This window comes from Pedobacter ghigonis (assembly GCF_903166585.1).
Taxonomy (GTDB): domain Bacteria; phylum Bacteroidota; class Bacteroidia; order Sphingobacteriales; family Sphingobacteriaceae; genus Pedobacter; species Pedobacter ghigonis.
The window spans coordinates 406624-423813 of record NZ_CAESCM010000003.1; the positions used below are offsets into that span (position 1 = coordinate 406624).

A 17190-nucleotide genomic window follows, 5' to 3' on the forward strand; every position below is an offset into this window, starting at 1 on the left:
GATCACTTAATTTGTCGATTTAAAAAATGTTTCGGGTTTTACCGTTTTCATACTCGCATTATCCATCATTAAACCAGCACAGTAGGGCTTATCTTTAATGTATTTACGCACATAGTCCAGCAAATCCTTTCTGGTTACCTTATTCACCTCTTCTTCGTAATGGGTATAATAATCTATTGAGGCCGATGCCCACCAAAAAGAAAGTAAATGCGCATAATCAGAGGTTACTTCTCTCCTTTCAACCTGTTCGATTGACAGTAATCTTTTTGCCCGCTCAATCTGCAGATCAGACAAATAATCTTCATTGGCCCAAAGCGAAATCTGTTTCAACACTTCATCATAACATTCTTTCACCTTTGCCGGATTTGGGCTCACCATTAAACTTATTGGTCCGGTATATTTCTGCGTATAATAATTTACATCTGCTTCCTGCGCCAGTCCGGAGTTAATTAAAGCCTGCTTCATTTTCGAACCGTTCTGGTTAACGATAAACGAAAACACATCGGCAGCATAGGTTGCCGGGATATCATTACGCGTATCGGGGCCATGCCAGCTAAACAACATGTATGGCACCGGACTTTTATTCGATTCTACCAGATAATAGTCGTTTTTAGTAAGCGGTTTAAATTCTGGAATTGGCCATTTTACAAAAGGATCTACTTTCGAGGGTTTCCAGCCGCTAAAAATATAATCAACGTAACTAAAGGCATCATCAACCTTTACATCCCCGGCAATAACCAACACCGAGTTATTTGGCCAGTAATATTTGTTCTTAATCGAATCCATTTTTGAAGGAGTAGCCGATAAAATTACCTCATGGCTGCCGATTACGTTTTTCCGTGAATAATTTGCACCCCACATATGGCGCGAATTGGCTTCCATTAAAGCAAAAATCGGACTCGATTCGTGACGGGTAAACTCGGCATTTACCACTTCGTTTTCGAGCGCCATGTCTTCCTTAATAAATTTCGGATAGCGGATAGAAGAATTCATCAGGCTTAGGCCGGCCTTTAAATTCGCAGCAGGCAGTGTAAAAAAGTAATTTACTACTTCCTCTCTGGTAGTGGCATTGGAGTTAATATCCAGATCGTTCATCCGGCCGTTAAGGCTTTCAAAATCAGGATAATCTTTGTTCGCCTTAAAGAACAGGTGCTCATATAAATGGCTCAACCCGTTAAATTCGTCGGTTTCGGTAAACGAACCATTTCTGCATGCCATTTCTATGGTAACCAGTGGTACCGTACGATCTACAACAACCAATACCTCCAGGCCGTTAGGCAGCTTTTTGAAGTGCATATTTTCAGCAAGCTTCTTTTGGGCAAAAGCAGAACCCAAACACATCATACATGCGATAACGCTAAATAATCGTGAGAGCATAATTTCAATTAATTTTTTTGGGCAAATAAGTGCAAATCTTTTACTTTATCAAATAATATACTCACAAATTGAAAATAATTTTTAGCCTGGCTATATCCTTAAATTGTTATCGTTTATCGGCCTTATTAATTATCTTTGGTCAACATCGGCTTTTAACTGTAAACCTAACCAAGCATTTTGCAAGCGTACTTCCTCATTGTGGATACTGAAACATCCGGCCTGCCTAAAAACTGGTCGGCTTCCTATGCCAAAGAAAATAACTGGCCGCATATTGTGCAGATTGCATGGGTAATTTATGATGCCAGCTATCAGGAAGTGAAGCGCGAAAACCATTATCTCAGCAATACGGGTTTTGTTATAGATAAGGCTGCGCAAAAAATACACAATATAAGTGAAGAGTACTTACGGGTACATGGAGAAGATAAAGAAGAAATTATGCTCAGGTTTTATGCCGATATTAAAAAGTATAAACCTTTAATTGTAGGACATTTTATTGAACTCGATTATCATATGGTGAATGTTGAGCTGTTTAGAATGGGTAAAGAAGATGTTTTTAAAGAGCTGTCCTTTTTCTGTACCATGAAAGCCAGTGCTTTGTATATTACCGATTCTGTAATCAGCCATTTAAAACTTGATAAATTTTATACCATATTGTTTAATGAGGTACCGGAGAATATGCACAACGCACTATCGGATGCGCTGAGTGCAGCTAAAATATTCTTCCACCTTATAGAAAGTAAAAAAATAAGTTTATCATCGGTTTATAGTCAGCAACATAGCTTTAACCGCGAAAAGAAGAAAGCAAAAGCATTTTCGTTCAAAAAAATTTTAAAAGGAATTTTTAATGGAAGATAAATTAGCCGACCGCATTTATACCGCCCGAATCGGAGATATCACTTTTAAAAAAATAGTGAGTTGCGATCCAGGTACCCCAATATTTGAAGCGGCAATTAAAATGGCCGAACAGAAAACCAGCTGCCTATTTGTTAAAGATGAAGCACAAGGTTATATGGGGTTTGTAACCGATATAACTTTAAGAGATGAGGTTATTGCCAAACAATTAAATGCAGGCTTAGCGATTGAAACCGTTATGGACCGAAACATTGTAACCATAACGCCCGATGCTTATGTTTACGAGGCCATTCTGATGATGTTCAGTAAAAAATCGCGCTACTTGCTCGTAAACGATAACGGTAATTTTGTTGGCTTTTTGAGCCGCAACAGGTTGTTAAGCGAACAGGCCGAATCTCCTTTGGTTTTTATTCAGTCAGTAAAATCGGCGGTAAATACCAGCGACCTGAAGTTGAAATGGCAAAAAGTACCCCATATTGTTGCACAATTGCTAAACAGAGGGGTGCACCCCAAAATCGTAAACGAGGTGGTAACTACCATTGCCGATACCATTTCGTTCAAAATTATTGAAGATGTAATTGCCAAACTCGGGCCACCGCCTGCAAAATTTGTTTTTATGGTTTTGGGCAGCGAAGGCCGTAAAGAGCTGAGCCTTAAAACCGATCAGGATAATGCCATTATTTACGAAGATACCCCCGAAGATAAACGGGCGGCCGTACGCTCCTACTTTCTCGATCTGGCTACGCAGGTTTCAGATAAGTTGAATTATGTTGGTTTTGTATATTGTGATGGCGATTACATGGCTACCAATCCGAACTGGACACATTCATTATCACACTGGAAATACAATTACAAAAACTGGATCGAAGAAGCTTTACCCGAAGCAGCGGTAAAGTTTGCAGCTTTTTTCGATTGCAGGGCAATTTATGGCGATTTAAGTATCATGGAAAGCTTAAGGTCTTTTGTGGATGAAGAACTGCAGAAACCGATAGAGAAATTTTATGTCTACCTGGCTAAAAATGCCTTGCTGTATGAACCGCCACTCACCTATTTCAGAAATATCCGCACACAGAAAATACAGAAGAAAGAGGTTTTCGATATTAAAACCGCTATGACACCCATTGTTGATCTGGCCAGGGTTTATGCCCTGCAAAACAGGATTTTTCAGAAAGAAAATACCGGCGAACGTTTAAAAACCTTAAGAGAACTCGGTGTATTTACAGAAGAGCAGTTTAACGAACTTTCGCAATCTTATTATTATTTGATGGGTTTAAGGCTTAAACACCAGGCCAATTTAATCATTAACCATCAGGCAGCGCCCAATAACTTTATTGAAATCGATACACTGACCAAAATTGAAAAGGTAACCTTAGTCGAGATCTTTAAAATAATCCTCAACTTTCAAAGCGGAATCAGGATGAAGTTTACCAATACTTTGGGCTAAAATCACAACGCTTTTCGAGGTTATTGCTTAGCATTGCCATCAATTATTTGAAGGTAATTTTTTCTTGTTACCCTCCTCTTTATCACATTTTAAGTGGTTATAATTTGATTTTTTTGCATTAAAAATTTCTTTTTTTATTTAACCATTTCTGCAACAAAACCAAAGTTTAAAAGCCTAATAAATAATACATCCAGGATATAACCGCAAAACCACATGTTCTTACAGTTTAACCTGACTAGACAATCAAACGTTTGCGTGTTATAATTATCACATTTTTTATCATCCAAAATAAAAGCTGTAAAAACTGGCTGATTATGTTTTTCAGGCTTCACGAATAAATGTATTTCAGACAATTATAACACAAACGTTTGCGCTGATTTATTTTAACGAAGTATGCTTACTGTGTGTAACTTAAGGATTACAAAACAAACAGAAACTAACTTATTGCGCTTCATTTTTAATTAAACACTGAGAGATAGCGGCCAGGTTTGGCAAATATTGATGATGTGATCTTCCGGTATTATGAAGATCAGGACATGTGGCTGAGGTAGGCACGTTAAACAAGGCATTATTAACCAATTGCATATTATCAAATTCCTAACCTAAAAATTATCTAATGAAAAAAAACAGTCTACTTTTTGCAGGCCTTGTCTCCGCCTGTCTGTTTGCCCTATCTTGCAAAAAGGCCGAAACCTTACAACCTGAGGAAAAAACGCCTACCCTGAGTCATAAAATGGCTACCGCAAACATTATTACTCAAACGCGTAATGTAAATGTAGTGTATTTTGTGCCTAACGACCTCGATACCTTAGCCGGTTACCGTAAAAGATTAAGTGATCTTTTATTGTGGACGCAGGACTGGTACAAACAGGAAATGAACCGGAATGGTTATGGTAACAAAACCTTTGGTTTGGCCGATGATGGTTCTGGTGGCGTCAAAATTCTAACCATCAGAGGAAGCTTACCAAAAAGCAGTTATCCTTACTCAGGAGGTTCGGGTGCTGTAGCGAGCGAAGTAAATGCATATTTTGCTGCTCACCCAGCCGATAAAACCAGCGATCATACCTTAATTATTATACCAAGGTACTCTATCGGTTCTAATGGTACGCCCAGTGGTGGCCCTTTTTACGGTACGGGTAAATGGTGCTATGCACTTGATTACGAAGAAATGGATATTGCCAACCTGGGTTTAAGCACTACCGTGGGTAACCGTTTCAGTGTTTGGTTTGGTGGTATGGTACACGAGCTGGGCCATGGTTTAAATTTACCACACAACAGGCAAAAAGTTTCTGAAAACTCTACGCTGGGTATGGCGTTAATGTGGGCCGGTAACGGAACGCTTGGTAAAAGTCCTACGTTTTTAACTGCTGCAGATGCTGCTATTTTAAACGCCAACCAGGTTTTTAACAATAACTCGAATACCTATTATGGTTCAGTTACGACAAACATTCCTAAAATTTATGCCAGTTACGATAGTGGTCTTGCATCGATTGTGGTGTCGGGTAAATTTACCTCAACAGGCAATGTAACCAGTATATTGTATTATAACGATCCAAACGTAAATAACGAAGGTACGGGCGTAAACAAAGATTACAATGCCATCACCTGGGAGTCGAAAAAGATTGGTACCGATAGTTTTAGGGTAGTAATGCCAATTGCCGATTTACAGGAAAAAGCAGATGGAATTCCTTACGAGCTGAAAGTGAAACTGGTACATGATAACGGTACAGTAACCGAACAGATTTATGCATATACCTTTTCGGGTGGCTTGCCGGTGCTGGGTTTCTCTACTAAGAACGAATTGAGTAAAACCGGATGGAGCATTGCTTCTTTTAGCTCGGAAGAGACCAGTGGCGAAGGGGCTACAAATGGCAGGGCGATCAGGTTAATCGACGGAAATGCAAGCACTTACTGGCATTCGCGCTGGTCGAGCTCTGCAACTACCTATCCGCATAATGTGGTAATTAACTTGGGTTCTTCGAAAACGGCTACAGGTTTAAGCTTAACCCAAAGAAGTGGTTTAAGCAGAGCCATTAAGAATTTTGAGTTGCTAACCAGTACAGATGGGGTGAACTTTACTTCGGTAAACAATTACGTAGCACAAAATGCAAATGGGCCACAGTACTTCGATTTCGGAAGCGCCAAAACCTTTCAATACTTTAAAATCATAGCCAATTCGGCGCAGGATGGCTTACAGTTTGCCAGCTTAGCAGAACTGGGATTATACTAATAAAATTATCGTCATTTCGAGCGGAGTGCAGCGTAGTTGAGATCTATTTAAAGATCTCTCCATTTCGCTACGCTTCATCCGATAGCTATCGGATCGAGATGACGATTCTTCTATCGGGTCTGTCAATACTGGGCTTAATTATTGGATAAAAATCAATATTAGCAACAGCCACTCCAGTGTCGTCATTTCGAGCGGAGTGCAACGTAGTTGAGAAATCTATTTAAAAATTTCACTCTGTTGTGCTCATCCTACAGCTATTGGATGGGAATCTTAAGCATAATGCATTAAGATTCCCTCTTGCGAGGGAATGACGATCTCGATTTTCGATCATTTAACCCCTACGTTAACATACTTTTAATTCTTACGCTGATATTGATTTTGCTTACAAACTTTTATAACTTTAAGTAAATAGCATTTTTTAACCAAATAATTAAAATCAGCACTATGGGAAAATTTGTGATTACTAAAAGGACTAACGGCGAGTATCAGTTTAATCTGAAGGCCGGTAATGGTCAGGTTATTTTAGCCAGCGAAGGTTATTCTTCGAAAGCAAATTGCGAAAACGGAATCGAATCCGTTAAAAAGAATGCTCAGGATGATTCGAAATTTGAAAAGAAAACATCAAGCAATGGCAAGCATTATTTTAGCTTAAAGGCAAGCAACGGACAAATTATAGGTTCGAGCGAAATGTACGAAAGCGCAGCAGCAAGAGATAACGGTATTGAATCTGTTCAGAAGAATGCCTCGGATGCAGAAACAGATGATCAGAGTTAAATGCATAAAAAAAAGGGAGCCATTTGGTTCCCTTTTTTAAATATGATTATCGCCTGAGCGAAAATTTCTATTTTACTGCATCAATTACAGCTTTGAAAGCTTCTGGGTGATTCATTGCTAAATCAGCCAATACTTTACGGTTTAAACCGATTTCTTTTGAAGCTAGTTTACCGATTAATTGAGAGTAAGAAATACCGTGTTGACGCGCACCAGCGTTGATACGTTGGATCCACAATCCGCGGAATTCTCTTTTCTTAACTTTACGGTCACGGTATGCATATTGCAAACCTTTTTCTACTGTGTTTTTAGCAACAGTATAAACCTTACTTCTTGCTCCCCAATAACCTTTGGCTAAATTAAGGATCTTTTTTCTTCTTCTTCTCGAAGCTACTGCGTTTACCGAACGTGGCATGTTGTTGTTGTTTTTTGGTAAGCGGCGTCCAACTAAGGAACTTTAATGCCTGATACCTGGTGAAATTAATGAATTACTTTCCGATGCAAAGCATACGTTTTACGTTACCTGAATCTGCATCTGTTACAATTCCTGCATTTCCAAGCGCACGTTTACGTTTAGTACTCATCTTGGTTAAGATGTGACTTTTGTATGCTTTGTTTCTTTTGATTTTACCTGTTCCAGTAAGCGAAAAACGCTTTTTAGCACTGGAATTGGTTTTCATTTTTGGCATAACCTGTTATTTAATTTATAAAATTGTTTTTATTTTTTTGCTACTTTAGGCGCAACAGTTAGGAACATACGTTTACCTTCTAACTTCGGTAATAACTCTACTTTTCCTACATCTTCCAAAGCCTGGGCAAATTTTAACAATAAAATTTCTCCCTGTTCTTTGTACACAATTGCTCTACCTTTAAAATGCACATAAGCCCTAACTTTCTCACCGTTCTCTAAAAAGCTTACTGCATGTTTCAATTTAAACTGGAAATCGTGATCGTTGGTGTTAGGACCAAAACGGATCTCTTTAATTACAGTTTGTTTGGCATTAGCTTTAATTTCTTTCTGCTTTTTCTTTTGCTCGTAAACAAATTTACTGTAATCAATAATCCTACAAACCGGTGGTACAGCATTTGGAGAAATTTCTACCAAATCCAATTCCAGTTCATCAGCAAGTGCCAAAGCTTTTGCCAAAGGATAAATCCCCGGTTCAACATTATCGCCAGCTAAACGCACTTCAGGCGATTTTATATACTGATTAATGTTATGCTCTGCTTCTTTTTTCTTAAAAGGTGGACGTGGTCCCCTGTTAAATCCTGGTCTTCCTAATGCCAAATTTGTACTATTTTAATTTAAACTGTTATTTCTTTTCTTAATAAATTGTTGAACTCTTCCAACGTCATTTCGCCTAAATCTCCTTCACCATGTTTACGGACAGAAACTTTTCCTTCTGCCATCTCTTTATCGCCGATAATGAGCATGTATGGGATCTTTTTAACCTCCGCGTCGCGTATTTTGCGACCGATTTTCTCATCGCGAAAGTCAATCAGCCCGCGAATATCGGAATTATTTAGTTCATCTAAAACTTTTTTTGCATAATCTTCATATTTTTCTGAAATAGGAAGAATGATAAACTGCTCCGGGCTTAACCATAACGGGAAGTTTCCGGCACAATGTTCAATCAATACTGCAATAAATCTTTCTAACGAACCAAACGGCGCACGATGGATCATTACCGGTCTGTGTTTCTGGTTATCGCTACCGGTATATTCCAGTTCGAAACGCTCAGGCAAGTTGTAATCTACCTGAATGGTACCCAACTGCCATTTTCTACCTAAAGCATCTTTAACCATAAAATCGAGCTTAGGACCATAAAAGGCCGCTTCGCCATATTCTACAACTGTATTTAAACCTTTTTCGGCAGCAGCTTCGATAATTGCAGTTTCCGATAATTTCCAGTTTTCATCAGAACCGATGTACTTCGCTTTATTTTCAGGGTCTCTTAATGAAACCTGTGCGGTGTAGTTTTCAAAACCCAACGATTTGAATACATAAAGTACCAGATCGATTACTTTCTTAAACTCATCTTTTACCTGCTCTGGCATACAGAACAAGTGTGCATCATCCTGAGTAAAGCCACGTACACGGGTTAAACCATGCAATTCGCCACTTTGTTCGTAACGGTATACAGTACCAAACTCTGCAAAACGAACCGGAAGATCTTTGTAAGAACGCGGTTTTGTTTTATAAATCTCGCAGTGGTGCGGGCAGTTCATCGGTTTTAAGAAGAACTCCTCTCCTTCCTGCGGGGTTTTAATTGGCTGGAACGAATCTTTACCATATTTTTCCCAGTGACCAGAAGTTACATACAGGTTTTTATGGCCGATATGTGGAGTAACCACTTGCTCGTAACCTGCTTTAGCCTGTGCCTTAGTTAAGAAATTAACCAAACGCTCGCGCAAAGCAGTTCCTTTTGGTAACCACAATGGTAAGCCCATGCCCACTTTTTCAGAAAAAGCAAACAATTCGAGCTCTTTACCCAATTTACGGTGATCGCGTTTTTTAGCTTCCTCAATCATTGCCAGATATTCGGTAAGCTCGCTCGCCTTAGGAAAAGTTACACCATATATACGGGTTAACTGTTTTTTAGTTTCATCGCCTCTCCAATATGCACCAGCCACATTCATCAGTTTTACTGCTTTTACAAAACCAGTATTCGGGATGTGCGGACCACGGCATAAATCGGTAAATTGACCCTGAGTATAGAAAGTAATTTTTCCATCCTCCAAACCATCAATTAAATCGAGTTTGTACTCATCACCTTTCTCAGTGAAATATTTAATTGCATCGGCTTTACTTACACTTTCGCGTACAAAAGTTTCCTTTTGTTTAGCCAACTCAATCATTTTAGCTTCGATGGCTTTGAAATCATCAGAAGAAAATTCCTGATCGCCGAAATCTACATCGTAGTAAAAACCGGTTTCAATGGCCGGACCAATACCAAATTTAGTTCCCGGATAAAGGGCTTCTAAAGCTTCGGCCATTAAGTGGGCTGATGAATGCCAAAAAGTTGATTTACCAGCTGCATCGTTCCAGGTTAATAATTTAACCGACGAATCAGCCTCGATTGGTCTTGTTGAATCCCAAACTTCGCCATTAACCTCGGCGGCTAATACGTTACGGGCTAAACCCTCAGAAATTGATAATGCAATTTGGTGGGCAGAAGTGCCCTTTTCGTACTGACGGACAGAGCCATCAGGTAAAGTAATGTTAATCATCTACAACTATGATTTAAAGTTTAATAAAAAAGTTTTAAAAGATCACTTACAATGTGATACTAATTTGCTGCAAATATAGGAGTTTTTCGGTCAAAAAGCAAGTTTTAGTTGAAGAGTGGTACGATGCCACGGAGGCACGGATTAACACGGATTTTTCGGGGTCGACATTGCGAGAAGGCTTTTTCAGCCGACGAAGATTGCCTGCAACGGGCAGGCAATCTTCCAGCGATCCTGCACCAGACAAAGCGCAATAATGCCACCGATGCACAGATTAACACGGAGCAACTTTTTGACCTTATATATTTTATGTATTGATTTGTCTAATATGGTTAACCATTAAGCGGCACGCAAAAATTTATCCTTCAAATATTTACGCAAAGGTGCATCTACAAAGCGCATAATGAGGTAAGCCAGAACAATTAAAAGTATTACCGAAACAGGAATTACACCAAAAAGCATCATGCCTGTTGGTTTCACTACCGCTACATAGGTTAAGTAAATCCACACAAAGGGATAATGCGTCATGTAAAGCGGGTAAGATATTTCTCCTGATAACCTACATACATTTTTTAAAGCAGGGTTTAACACAGCTCCTGCACCAAGCGATACCAGTAATGGAAAATAAAGGATCACAATTATGGGCTCGGTAATCCAGTTGTACTGATCGCGGTAAGGGAATAAGAAAGCCATCAGCAGCAGGATGCTAACACCTATAAAACCCAGTTTATTTTTGATGATCCAGTTGAAACGATAAACCATCATTCCCGCCATAAAAGAGAAAAGTACTCTTGCACCGCCATCAAAGAAGTTCTGACCTCCCCAGCCTCCACTTACATTGGTATGGATCACAGCTATATAACAAATGCAGGCCGCTCCTATTACAGTTAATACAGTTAGTATCTGTTTGCTGAGTTTGAAAAGGATGAGGATATAAAATATATTCGCAATATATTCCCAGAATAACGACCAGGCAGGAGCATTAAGGCAAAATAAATTGGTGTAACGCTCGGGCATTGCCGGATAAGGAATTAGAAATGCAGAAGCTAAAAACAGTAAAAGTGTTTTGCCAAATCCATAAATGGCGTAAAAATCGCTGTAAGGATCAAAAAGGAAAGTTAGCAGTCCCAGTACAGAACCGATTAACACCAGGGGATGTAAACGGATTAACCGCAGTTTAATGAACTGCATTAAAGTGATATGTTCGGCTCTGCTATCGTAAGCATAAGCAATTACAAAACCCGATAAACAGAAAAAGAAATCGACAGCCAAAAAGCCGTGAGATAGAAAATTCTTGTTATAGTCTGTAATGGCAATTTCCATAAAATGGTAAATAACCACTATAATGGCGGCTACGCCTCTTAGTCCATCTAAGATCTCGAAATGTTGTTTAGTATTGAGTAGGTTCGTTCTGTTTTCTGCTGTAATCACTTTGGTTAGGTTATATCTGAGGCCAATAATAGGAAATATGTCAGTATTACAATTAATATTTTCAAAAATGATACAAAAAAAGCCTGCCCCATAAATGGAACAGGCTGTTATGTTTTGTTGTTTGTATGCGCTTAATTGCCGCCGCCGCCAAATACCCTTACCTGGCCTGCACCGCCACCTGGTCTGTTTTGTCTAAAACGTTTCATCATGTTATCCATTTTAGTTTTATACTCGTCTGCGGTAATTAGTTTTGCTTTTTTTGGAGCAGTTACATCTTTAGCGCTTACGTTTCTGTACTCAATGCTTTTAGCGATTGAACTGTTTCCTCTGCCTTCGATAGCTAAAACTGCACCTTCGGTCCACATGTTTGGATTAGGAGAAAAATCGAAGCCCAAATCATTGGTGTACCAGATTTTAGTTTCTTCAACCACGTTTTTATCCATATCTAAAATTTTAATGGCCCTGGTTGATCTTACAATAGCCTGATGGCAGGTAAAACCTAAAATCTGTTTAGTAGAATCCGTTTTAACCACTTCAATTTTTGGAGCCGGTGCTGGTTTTGCTTTAGTAGTATCGTTTGGATTACCACCACCCATCCTGAAGGAAGAAATTGGTCCGGAGCTGGCAAGGGTTAACTTGCTTGGCATATAATAGGTCGTATCGTTCAGGTCGAAAACCTCGATTAAACCTTTATCAGCGAAAGTATAGTAGTACTCGCGGTTACCGCCGCCACCACCAAAACGCATCATCATCCGGCCCATGCCGCCGCCACCGCCACCTGCACCATTGCTATCCTCGGTTTCTTCAACCGGCATATAGCTCGCATTGGTTGCGGTAAATAATAACTCAAAATTGCTTTTGCTCGATGAAGGCATTCTGGCTTTCATCTGATCGGTTAACTGGATACCATTGGCAGATGCCATAGCAGCTGGATCGATCGTGTTTTCGAATTGTATAGCTCCTGAAGTTTTTTTCTTTTGCGCGTTTGCAACCGACGCAATCGATAAAACACCCAATAAAGCGATGAATATTTTTTTCATTTTGTTTTGAATTTGTTAGTTAGAGTTTAAAGCCTTTAAAAGGTTTAACAAAGGTATTTTAGATTTAACGTAAAGCTTGTTAAAAATTGTTAATTAAAACAGTAAGATAAACTAAACGAGCCCATTAAAGGCTAAAAATCTCCCTTGTAATTTATTTTTTACAAACGCTTTTACATAAAAAAACCTATCAGGTTTTTAAAGCCTGATAGGTTTGGAATTAGTATTCTGTACTTTCCAGCCAGCCATTACACAGTACATCGGCAATGTGCATGGTTTTTATGGGTAGATTGTTTTTATCGATATAACCTTGCAGGTGCAGCAGGCAGGATAAATCGGTCGAAATGATATAATCGGCACCTTGCGCCATGGCGTGATTTACTTTTTGCTCGGCCATTGCCGAAGAAATGGCATCGAATTTAACCGCAAAGGTACCGCCAAAGCCACAACACATATCGGTATCTTCCATTTCGATCATTTCCAAACCATGTACTTTTGAAAGTAACTGACGGGGTTCGTCTTTAATTTTACATTCGCGTAAAGCACTGCACGAATCGTGGTAAACAGCTTTTCCTTCAAGCTCGGCCCCGAAATAATCTTTCTTAGCCACTTTAACCAGAAAATCGGAAAGCTCCCAGATATTCGATTGCAAACTCCGGCATTTGTTGTGTACAATGGTATTGGTAAACAGATCGTTAAAACCACCTTTTACCATACCTACACAGGAGGCCGATGGTGCTACGATATAAGTGTTTTCAGAAAAATCGTTTAAGAATTTAGTACCTACCTGTTTGGCTTCATCCCAGTAACCAGCATTATAGGCTGGTTGTCCACAGCAGGTTTGTTTTGAATTATAGCTGACCTCGCAACCCGATTTCTCTAACAATCTTAAGGTATTAAAAGCGGTTTCAGGATATAACTGATCTACAAAACAGGGCACAAATAATTCTACTTTCATCATATTCTTTAGCCTACAAACTTACAATTTTGGTGCTTCTTTGCGTTCGATTTTTTTCAAAACAAACAAAAGAATTAAACCAATAATGAAAAAAGATGCCAGGGCGATAATAGAATAACGGATATTTCCTGTGATTTCTTCTATGTAAGCAAAACTAAATAAGCCGATTACAATAGCCAGTTTCTCGGTAACATCGTAAAAACTGAAAAATGAGGTCGTATCCTGTGTGTCAACAGGTAAATATTTAGAATAGGTAGAACGCGATAATGACTGGATTCCGCCCATAATTAAACCCACAATAGCCGAAAGTGAATAGAACTGATACTCATTCGTGATGTAATAACCGTACACACAGCAACCAATCCAAACCAATACAACCATAATCAACACATTTACGTTACCAATCTTTTTGGCCAGGTAAGACATGAGCATAGCGCCCGGAATAGCTACCAGTTGGATAATCAGGATTACCGCAATTAGTTTAGCTGTGCCCAGTTTCAATGTTTTTTCGGCAAAGCCTGCAGCCGCCAGCATAATGGTTTGTACTCCCATCGAGTAGAAAAAGAAAGAAAACAGAAAGCCTTTCAATTTTTGAATCTGTTTCAGCTGTCGCCAAACTTTTGTTAACTCGCTAAATCCGTCTTTAATAATATTGGTTTTAACCCTGCCAGCTTGCGGGGCTCCATTAGGCAGTGCCGAAAAAGGAATTTGCGAAAAGGCAATCCACCATACACCAACCAGCAAAAATGATAAACGCGGAGGAAAAGAAGCATCGGTGATACCAAACCACTCTGGTTTTAGTACGAACAGAAAACAAATTAACTGCAATAAAACTGAGCCGATGTAACCGTAAGAAAATCCTTGCGCACTTACGCGATCCTGGTGTTCTTCAGAAGCGATTTCGGGTAGGTAAGAATTACTGAACAAAACCCCGCCAATATACCCCATGGCTGCTAAAGCAAACAGGATGATACTCATTTCGAGGGTATCGAGTTTAAAGAAATATAAGCCAATACAGGCCAATCCACCCATATAGGTAAAGAATTTCATAAACGACTTCTTATTCCCTCTTCTGTCGGCAATTGATGATAAAATGGGTAAAGCCAGCGCCATAATCAGATAAGCGAAAGACAGCGCATAGTTAGATAGTGAAGTATTAACATAGGTCCGGCCAAAGAAGGTTACCTTATCTCCATGTTCTTTAGTGGTGGTAATAATGGTGTAATAAGCCGGAAAAATAGTTGAGGTAATAACCAGGTTATAGGCAGAGTTTGCCCAATCGAAGAAAGCCCATGAGCGGATGGTTTTCTTATTGTTTTTTTCTATCATTAACTAGCAGTTAAGTTATGGTGGTGTATCTGTCTTTTGTATGGATTATAATTTCGATCGTAAAAATAGAAATAGCTGCGAAAAGTTTTATTATAAAGTCTATGATTTAAAATATCAAATTCAAATGGAGATGAGGTCATTAGTTCTCTATAAATCTTTAAAAGTTTTTGATTTATTATCGGTTCATCCTTTTTAAGACATCTTAAACCGAAAAAAAACATATCATTCTGATCCGTTTCTTCTTTCGCTAAATCAAAAAAAGCAAATACCTGTTCATCGAAATTTGAATGAAATACTTCTACATCGTTATTAGCCCGATCATTATATCTTTTGATCAAGAAATCTCTATCTATCTCTATTTTCAATGTTGTTAAGATTTCAAAAATCTCATTTCCATTAAAATTCGTTTCCCAGTATGAATTCTCTATATTTAAAAGTTCGTAAAAGCATGCATAAAATGAGAATTCAACATAATTCTTATTTTCAGAAAAATCATGTCTTCCATAATGTAAATCTATCTTTTCTATTAACTCCCTTTCATTACTAATCATAAATACATTTTTCGCTTATATCTGTTAAATATAATATTTCTTTCCATCCGTTTTTATCTTGCCAGCATCTAATAATTCGCGGATGATTTCGATGCGTTCATTTTCAGCGCCATTTTTGATATTCATCACCAAATCATCAAGCACAAGTGGCTCTTGTTGCAGCAGCGAAATGATCTCGAATTCTATTTCATCAATCAGCTGGCTTTGGTTCTCTGCTCTTTTTTCGGCCAGGCAAACATCGCATACACCACATTTAGCAGCATTTTGTTCATCAAAATACTCAAGCAGCTGTATGCTCCTGCAAATGTTAGAGGATGCATATTTAACTACGGCGTTAATTTGTTTGTGTAAAATTTCTTTCCTTAAGCCCAGGTATTTTACATCCAGATCGAAATGATCCATATCTACCCGTGCGCGGATATATTGCAATTGTGGCTGATCGGTTTGCTGGATATAGGTAAGCAGTTCAAGCACTTGCAGTTTGTTTAATAAAGCTACAACATCGCGATAAGATAAACCGGTTCGTTTGGCGAGGTCTGCCTCATTTATTTTCACAAAACCATCAAAAGCCCCTCCGTGCGAACGCAATACGGTTTTAATCACGCCATCGTAAGCCTTATTTTCGATTTGGAAACGGTATATATCTTCATGACTGGCAATAAACATGATGCGTGAAGGCAAAAACACGCTTTCGGAAAGGGTGAGGTAACCATCGTGTTCCAGAAATTTTAAACCGGAAATTGTTTTTAAAACACTAATATTAAACCGTTTGCAAAAATCAGCTAAATCGAAAGAAAAGGTAAGTCCCTCTCCTGCTCCAAAAGCCAGCTGAAAGTAATTGCCCAGGTAGTGGTATATCTTTCTAATTTCATCAGGTGTTGGAAAACTATCCAGATACCGCGATTCGAGACTCAACACGTCAGACTGATTAGCCAGCAGCACTGCATAGCTCCGTTTTTCATCGCGACCAGCACGGCCAGCTTCCTGATAATAAGCTTCTAAACTTTCGGGCAGGTCTAAATGCACCACAGTACGCACATCCGCTTTATCTATCCCCATACCAAATGCATTGGTAGCCACCATGATACGGGTTTTGTTTTGTTTCCAGTCTTCCTGTTTCTGAAAGCGGATATCTCTTTCCAGGCCCGCATGGTAATAATCGGCCTTGATTTGGTTACGGTTTAAAAAGTTAGCTACTTCTGCTGTTTCCCTGCGGTTACGTACATAAACCAGGCCTGTGCCTTTTACATTGCTGCAAATATCAATCAGTTTTTTGTATTTATCTTCATTGCCAAAAACCACATAGCTTAAATTCTCGCGGGCAAAGCTTTTAATAAAAACCTGCGGATCTTTCATCTCGAGTTTGGCCACAATATCCTCACGCACAAAAGCCGTTGCTGTAGCCGTTAATGCAAGTACCGGAACATTCGGGTGGATTTCGCGGAGTTTAGCCAGTTGCTGGTAAGGTGGCCTGAAATCATAACCCCACTGCGAAATACAATGGGCTTCATCAACAGCAATCAGGTTCACATTCATGTAAGAAATCCTTACACGAACCAGGTCAGAAAGCAATCTTTCGGGCGATAAATAAAGAAACTTAATCTTGCCGTAAATACAGTTATCCAACAAAATATCGATTTCTCGTTTGCCCATACCTGCGTAAATGGCAATGGCTTCGATCCCTTTTGCTTTCAGATTTTCTACCTGATCCTTCATCAGGGCAATTAATGGTGAAACCACTATACAAATCCCTTCTTTTACCAATGCCGGCACCTGAAAACAAATCGATTTCCCTCCTCCTGTTGGTAAAAGCGCCAGGCTATCTTTCCCTTCTAAAACCGAAGCAATAATATCTTCCTGCAGTGGCCTGAAAGCCTGGTATCCCCAATATTTTTGTAAAATGTCTATTGCTGTCATAAATCGGCGATATCAAAACTATAAAAAAGCTATTGATATTGCCTAAATTGCGGCACAATTAATCA

Annotated in this window: 15 protein-coding genes; 4 read left to right on the plus strand and 11 right to left on the minus strand. The window is 39.1% G+C overall.

Going from position 1 to position 17190, the window contains the following annotated elements; genetic code table 11:
- Nucleotides 1-6: 6 nt before the first annotated feature.
- Nucleotides 7-1377, minus strand: coding sequence for a M16 family metallopeptidase (locus HWV58_RS07205; RefSeq protein WP_235972677.1), 1371 nt, complete (start codon nt 1375-1377; stop codon nt 7-9).
- A gap of 177 nt (nt 1378-1554) precedes the next feature.
- Here HWV58_RS07205 and HWV58_RS07210 point away from each other — a divergent pair, with 177 nt between their 5' ends.
- The 4 genes from HWV58_RS07210 to HWV58_RS07225 all read left to right on the plus strand — a co-directional run bounded on the left by HWV58_RS07210 (nt 1555) and on the right by HWV58_RS07225 (nt 6677).
- Complete coding sequence (locus tag HWV58_RS07210; RefSeq protein ID WP_175633439.1) at nt 1555-2232, plus strand: 3'-5' exonuclease; 678 nt, start codon at nt 1555-1557, stop codon at nt 2230-2232.
- Complete coding sequence (locus tag HWV58_RS07215; protein ID WP_175633440.1) at nt 2222-3673, plus strand: DUF294 nucleotidyltransferase-like domain-containing protein; 1452 nt, start codon at nt 2222-2224, stop codon at nt 3671-3673. Before HWV58_RS07210 ends, HWV58_RS07215 begins: the two co-directional genes overlap by 11 nt.
- A gap of 616 nt (nt 3674-4289) precedes the next feature.
- Nucleotides 4290-5903: a discoidin domain-containing protein gene (locus HWV58_RS07220; protein ID WP_175633441.1), complete on the plus strand. Its 1614-nt coding sequence runs from the start codon at nt 4290-4292 to the stop codon at nt 5901-5903.
- A 444-nt stretch (nt 5904-6347) separates the two neighbouring features.
- Nucleotides 6348-6677, plus strand: a complete 330-nt coding sequence (locus tag HWV58_RS07225; RefSeq protein WP_175633442.1) for a YegP family protein — start codon at nt 6348-6350, stop codon at nt 6675-6677.
- A 67-nt stretch (nt 6678-6744) separates the two neighbouring features.
- On the opposite strand, the gene rplT is transcribed toward HWV58_RS07225, so the two are convergent.
- The 10 genes from rplT to HWV58_RS07275 all read right to left on the minus strand — a co-directional run bounded on the left by rplT (nt 6745) and on the right by HWV58_RS07275 (nt 17125).
- On the minus strand, nt 6745-7089 hold the full coding sequence (gene rplT / locus HWV58_RS07230; RefSeq protein WP_025144714.1) for a 50S ribosomal protein L20: 345 nt from the start codon (nt 7087-7089) through the stop codon (nt 6745-6747).
- Nucleotides 7090-7162: 73 nt separating this feature from the next.
- Nucleotides 7163-7363: a 50S ribosomal protein L35 gene (rpmI, locus tag HWV58_RS07235; RefSeq protein ID WP_010600880.1), complete on the minus strand. Its 201-nt coding sequence runs from the start codon at nt 7361-7363 to the stop codon at nt 7163-7165.
- 29 nt (nt 7364-7392) lie between these two features.
- Nucleotides 7393-7962, minus strand: coding sequence for a translation initiation factor IF-3 (infC, locus tag HWV58_RS07240; protein WP_051691975.1), 570 nt, complete (start codon nt 7960-7962; stop codon nt 7393-7395).
- A 17-nt stretch (nt 7963-7979) separates the two neighbouring features.
- Nucleotides 7980-9905, minus strand: coding sequence for a threonine--tRNA ligase (gene thrS / locus HWV58_RS07245; protein ID WP_175633443.1), 1926 nt, complete (start codon nt 9903-9905; stop codon nt 7980-7982).
- Between the two features lie 336 nt (nt 9906-10241).
- Nucleotides 10242-11333 carry an acyltransferase family protein gene (locus HWV58_RS07250; RefSeq protein ID WP_175633444.1) on the minus strand — a complete coding sequence of 364 codons (1092 nt, stop codon included), beginning with the start codon at nt 11331-11333 and terminating at the stop codon, nt 10242-10244.
- Nucleotides 11334-11464: 131 nt separating this feature from the next.
- Complete coding sequence (locus HWV58_RS07255; protein ID WP_175633445.1) at nt 11465-12373, minus strand: hypothetical protein; 909 nt, start codon at nt 12371-12373, stop codon at nt 11465-11467.
- Nucleotides 12374-12590: 217 nt separating this feature from the next.
- A complete protein-coding gene (locus tag HWV58_RS07260) occupies nt 12591-13328 on the minus strand; it encodes a (Fe-S)-binding protein (protein ID WP_175633539.1) in 738 nt (245 codons plus the stop codon).
- 21 nt (nt 13329-13349) lie between these two features.
- The gene (locus HWV58_RS07265) at nt 13350-14657 is read right to left on the minus strand and encodes an MFS transporter (protein WP_175633446.1); all 1308 of its coding nucleotides are present in this window, start codon (nt 14655-14657) and stop codon (nt 13350-13352) included.
- Nucleotides 14657-15208: a hypothetical protein gene (locus HWV58_RS07270; protein ID WP_175633447.1), complete on the minus strand. Its 552-nt coding sequence runs from the start codon at nt 15206-15208 to the stop codon at nt 14657-14659. Before HWV58_RS07270 ends, HWV58_RS07265 begins: the two co-directional genes overlap by 1 nt.
- A gap of 24 nt (nt 15209-15232) precedes the next feature.
- Nucleotides 15233-17125: a RecQ family ATP-dependent DNA helicase gene (locus HWV58_RS07275; protein ID WP_175633448.1), complete on the minus strand. Its 1893-nt coding sequence runs from the start codon at nt 17123-17125 to the stop codon at nt 15233-15235.
- Between the last annotated feature and the right edge of the window lie 65 nt (nt 17126-17190).

Coding starts and splice junctions, on each gene's coding strand:
- HWV58_RS07215 (WP_175633440.1), top strand. CDS start 2,222: ATGGAAGATAAATTAGCCGACCGCATTTATACCGCCCGAATCGGAGAT.
- HWV58_RS07270 (WP_175633447.1), bottom strand. CDS start 15,208: ATGATTAGTAATGAAAGGGAGTTAATAGAAAAGATAGATTTACATTAT.
- thrS (WP_175633443.1), bottom strand. CDS start 9,905: ATGATTAACATTACTTTACCTGATGGCTCTGTCCGTCAGTACGAAAAG.
- HWV58_RS07265 (WP_175633446.1), bottom strand. CDS start 14,657: ATGATAGAAAAAAACAATAAGAAAACCATCCGCTCATGGGCTTTCTTC.
- HWV58_RS07205 (WP_235972677.1), bottom strand. CDS start 1,377: ATGCTCTCACGATTATTTAGCGTTATCGCATGTATGATGTGTTTGGGT.
- HWV58_RS07255 (WP_175633445.1), bottom strand. CDS start 12,373: ATGAAAAAAATATTCATCGCTTTATTGGGTGTTTTATCGATTGCGTCG.
- HWV58_RS07275 (WP_175633448.1), bottom strand. CDS start 17,125: ATGACAGCAATAGACATTTTACAAAAATATTGGGGATACCAGGCTTTC.
- rplT (WP_025144714.1), bottom strand. CDS start 7,089: ATGCCACGTTCGGTAAACGCAGTAGCTTCGAGAAGAAGAAGAAAAAAG.
- rpmI (WP_010600880.1), bottom strand. CDS start 7,363: ATGCCAAAAATGAAAACCAATTCCAGTGCTAAAAAGCGTTTTTCGCTT.
- HWV58_RS07220 (WP_175633441.1), top strand. CDS start 4,290: ATGAAAAAAAACAGTCTACTTTTTGCAGGCCTTGTCTCCGCCTGTCTG.
- HWV58_RS07225 (WP_175633442.1), top strand. CDS start 6,348: ATGGGAAAATTTGTGATTACTAAAAGGACTAACGGCGAGTATCAGTTT.
- HWV58_RS07260 (WP_175633539.1), bottom strand. CDS start 13,328: ATGAAAGTAGAATTATTTGTGCCCTGTTTTGTAGATCAGTTATATCCT.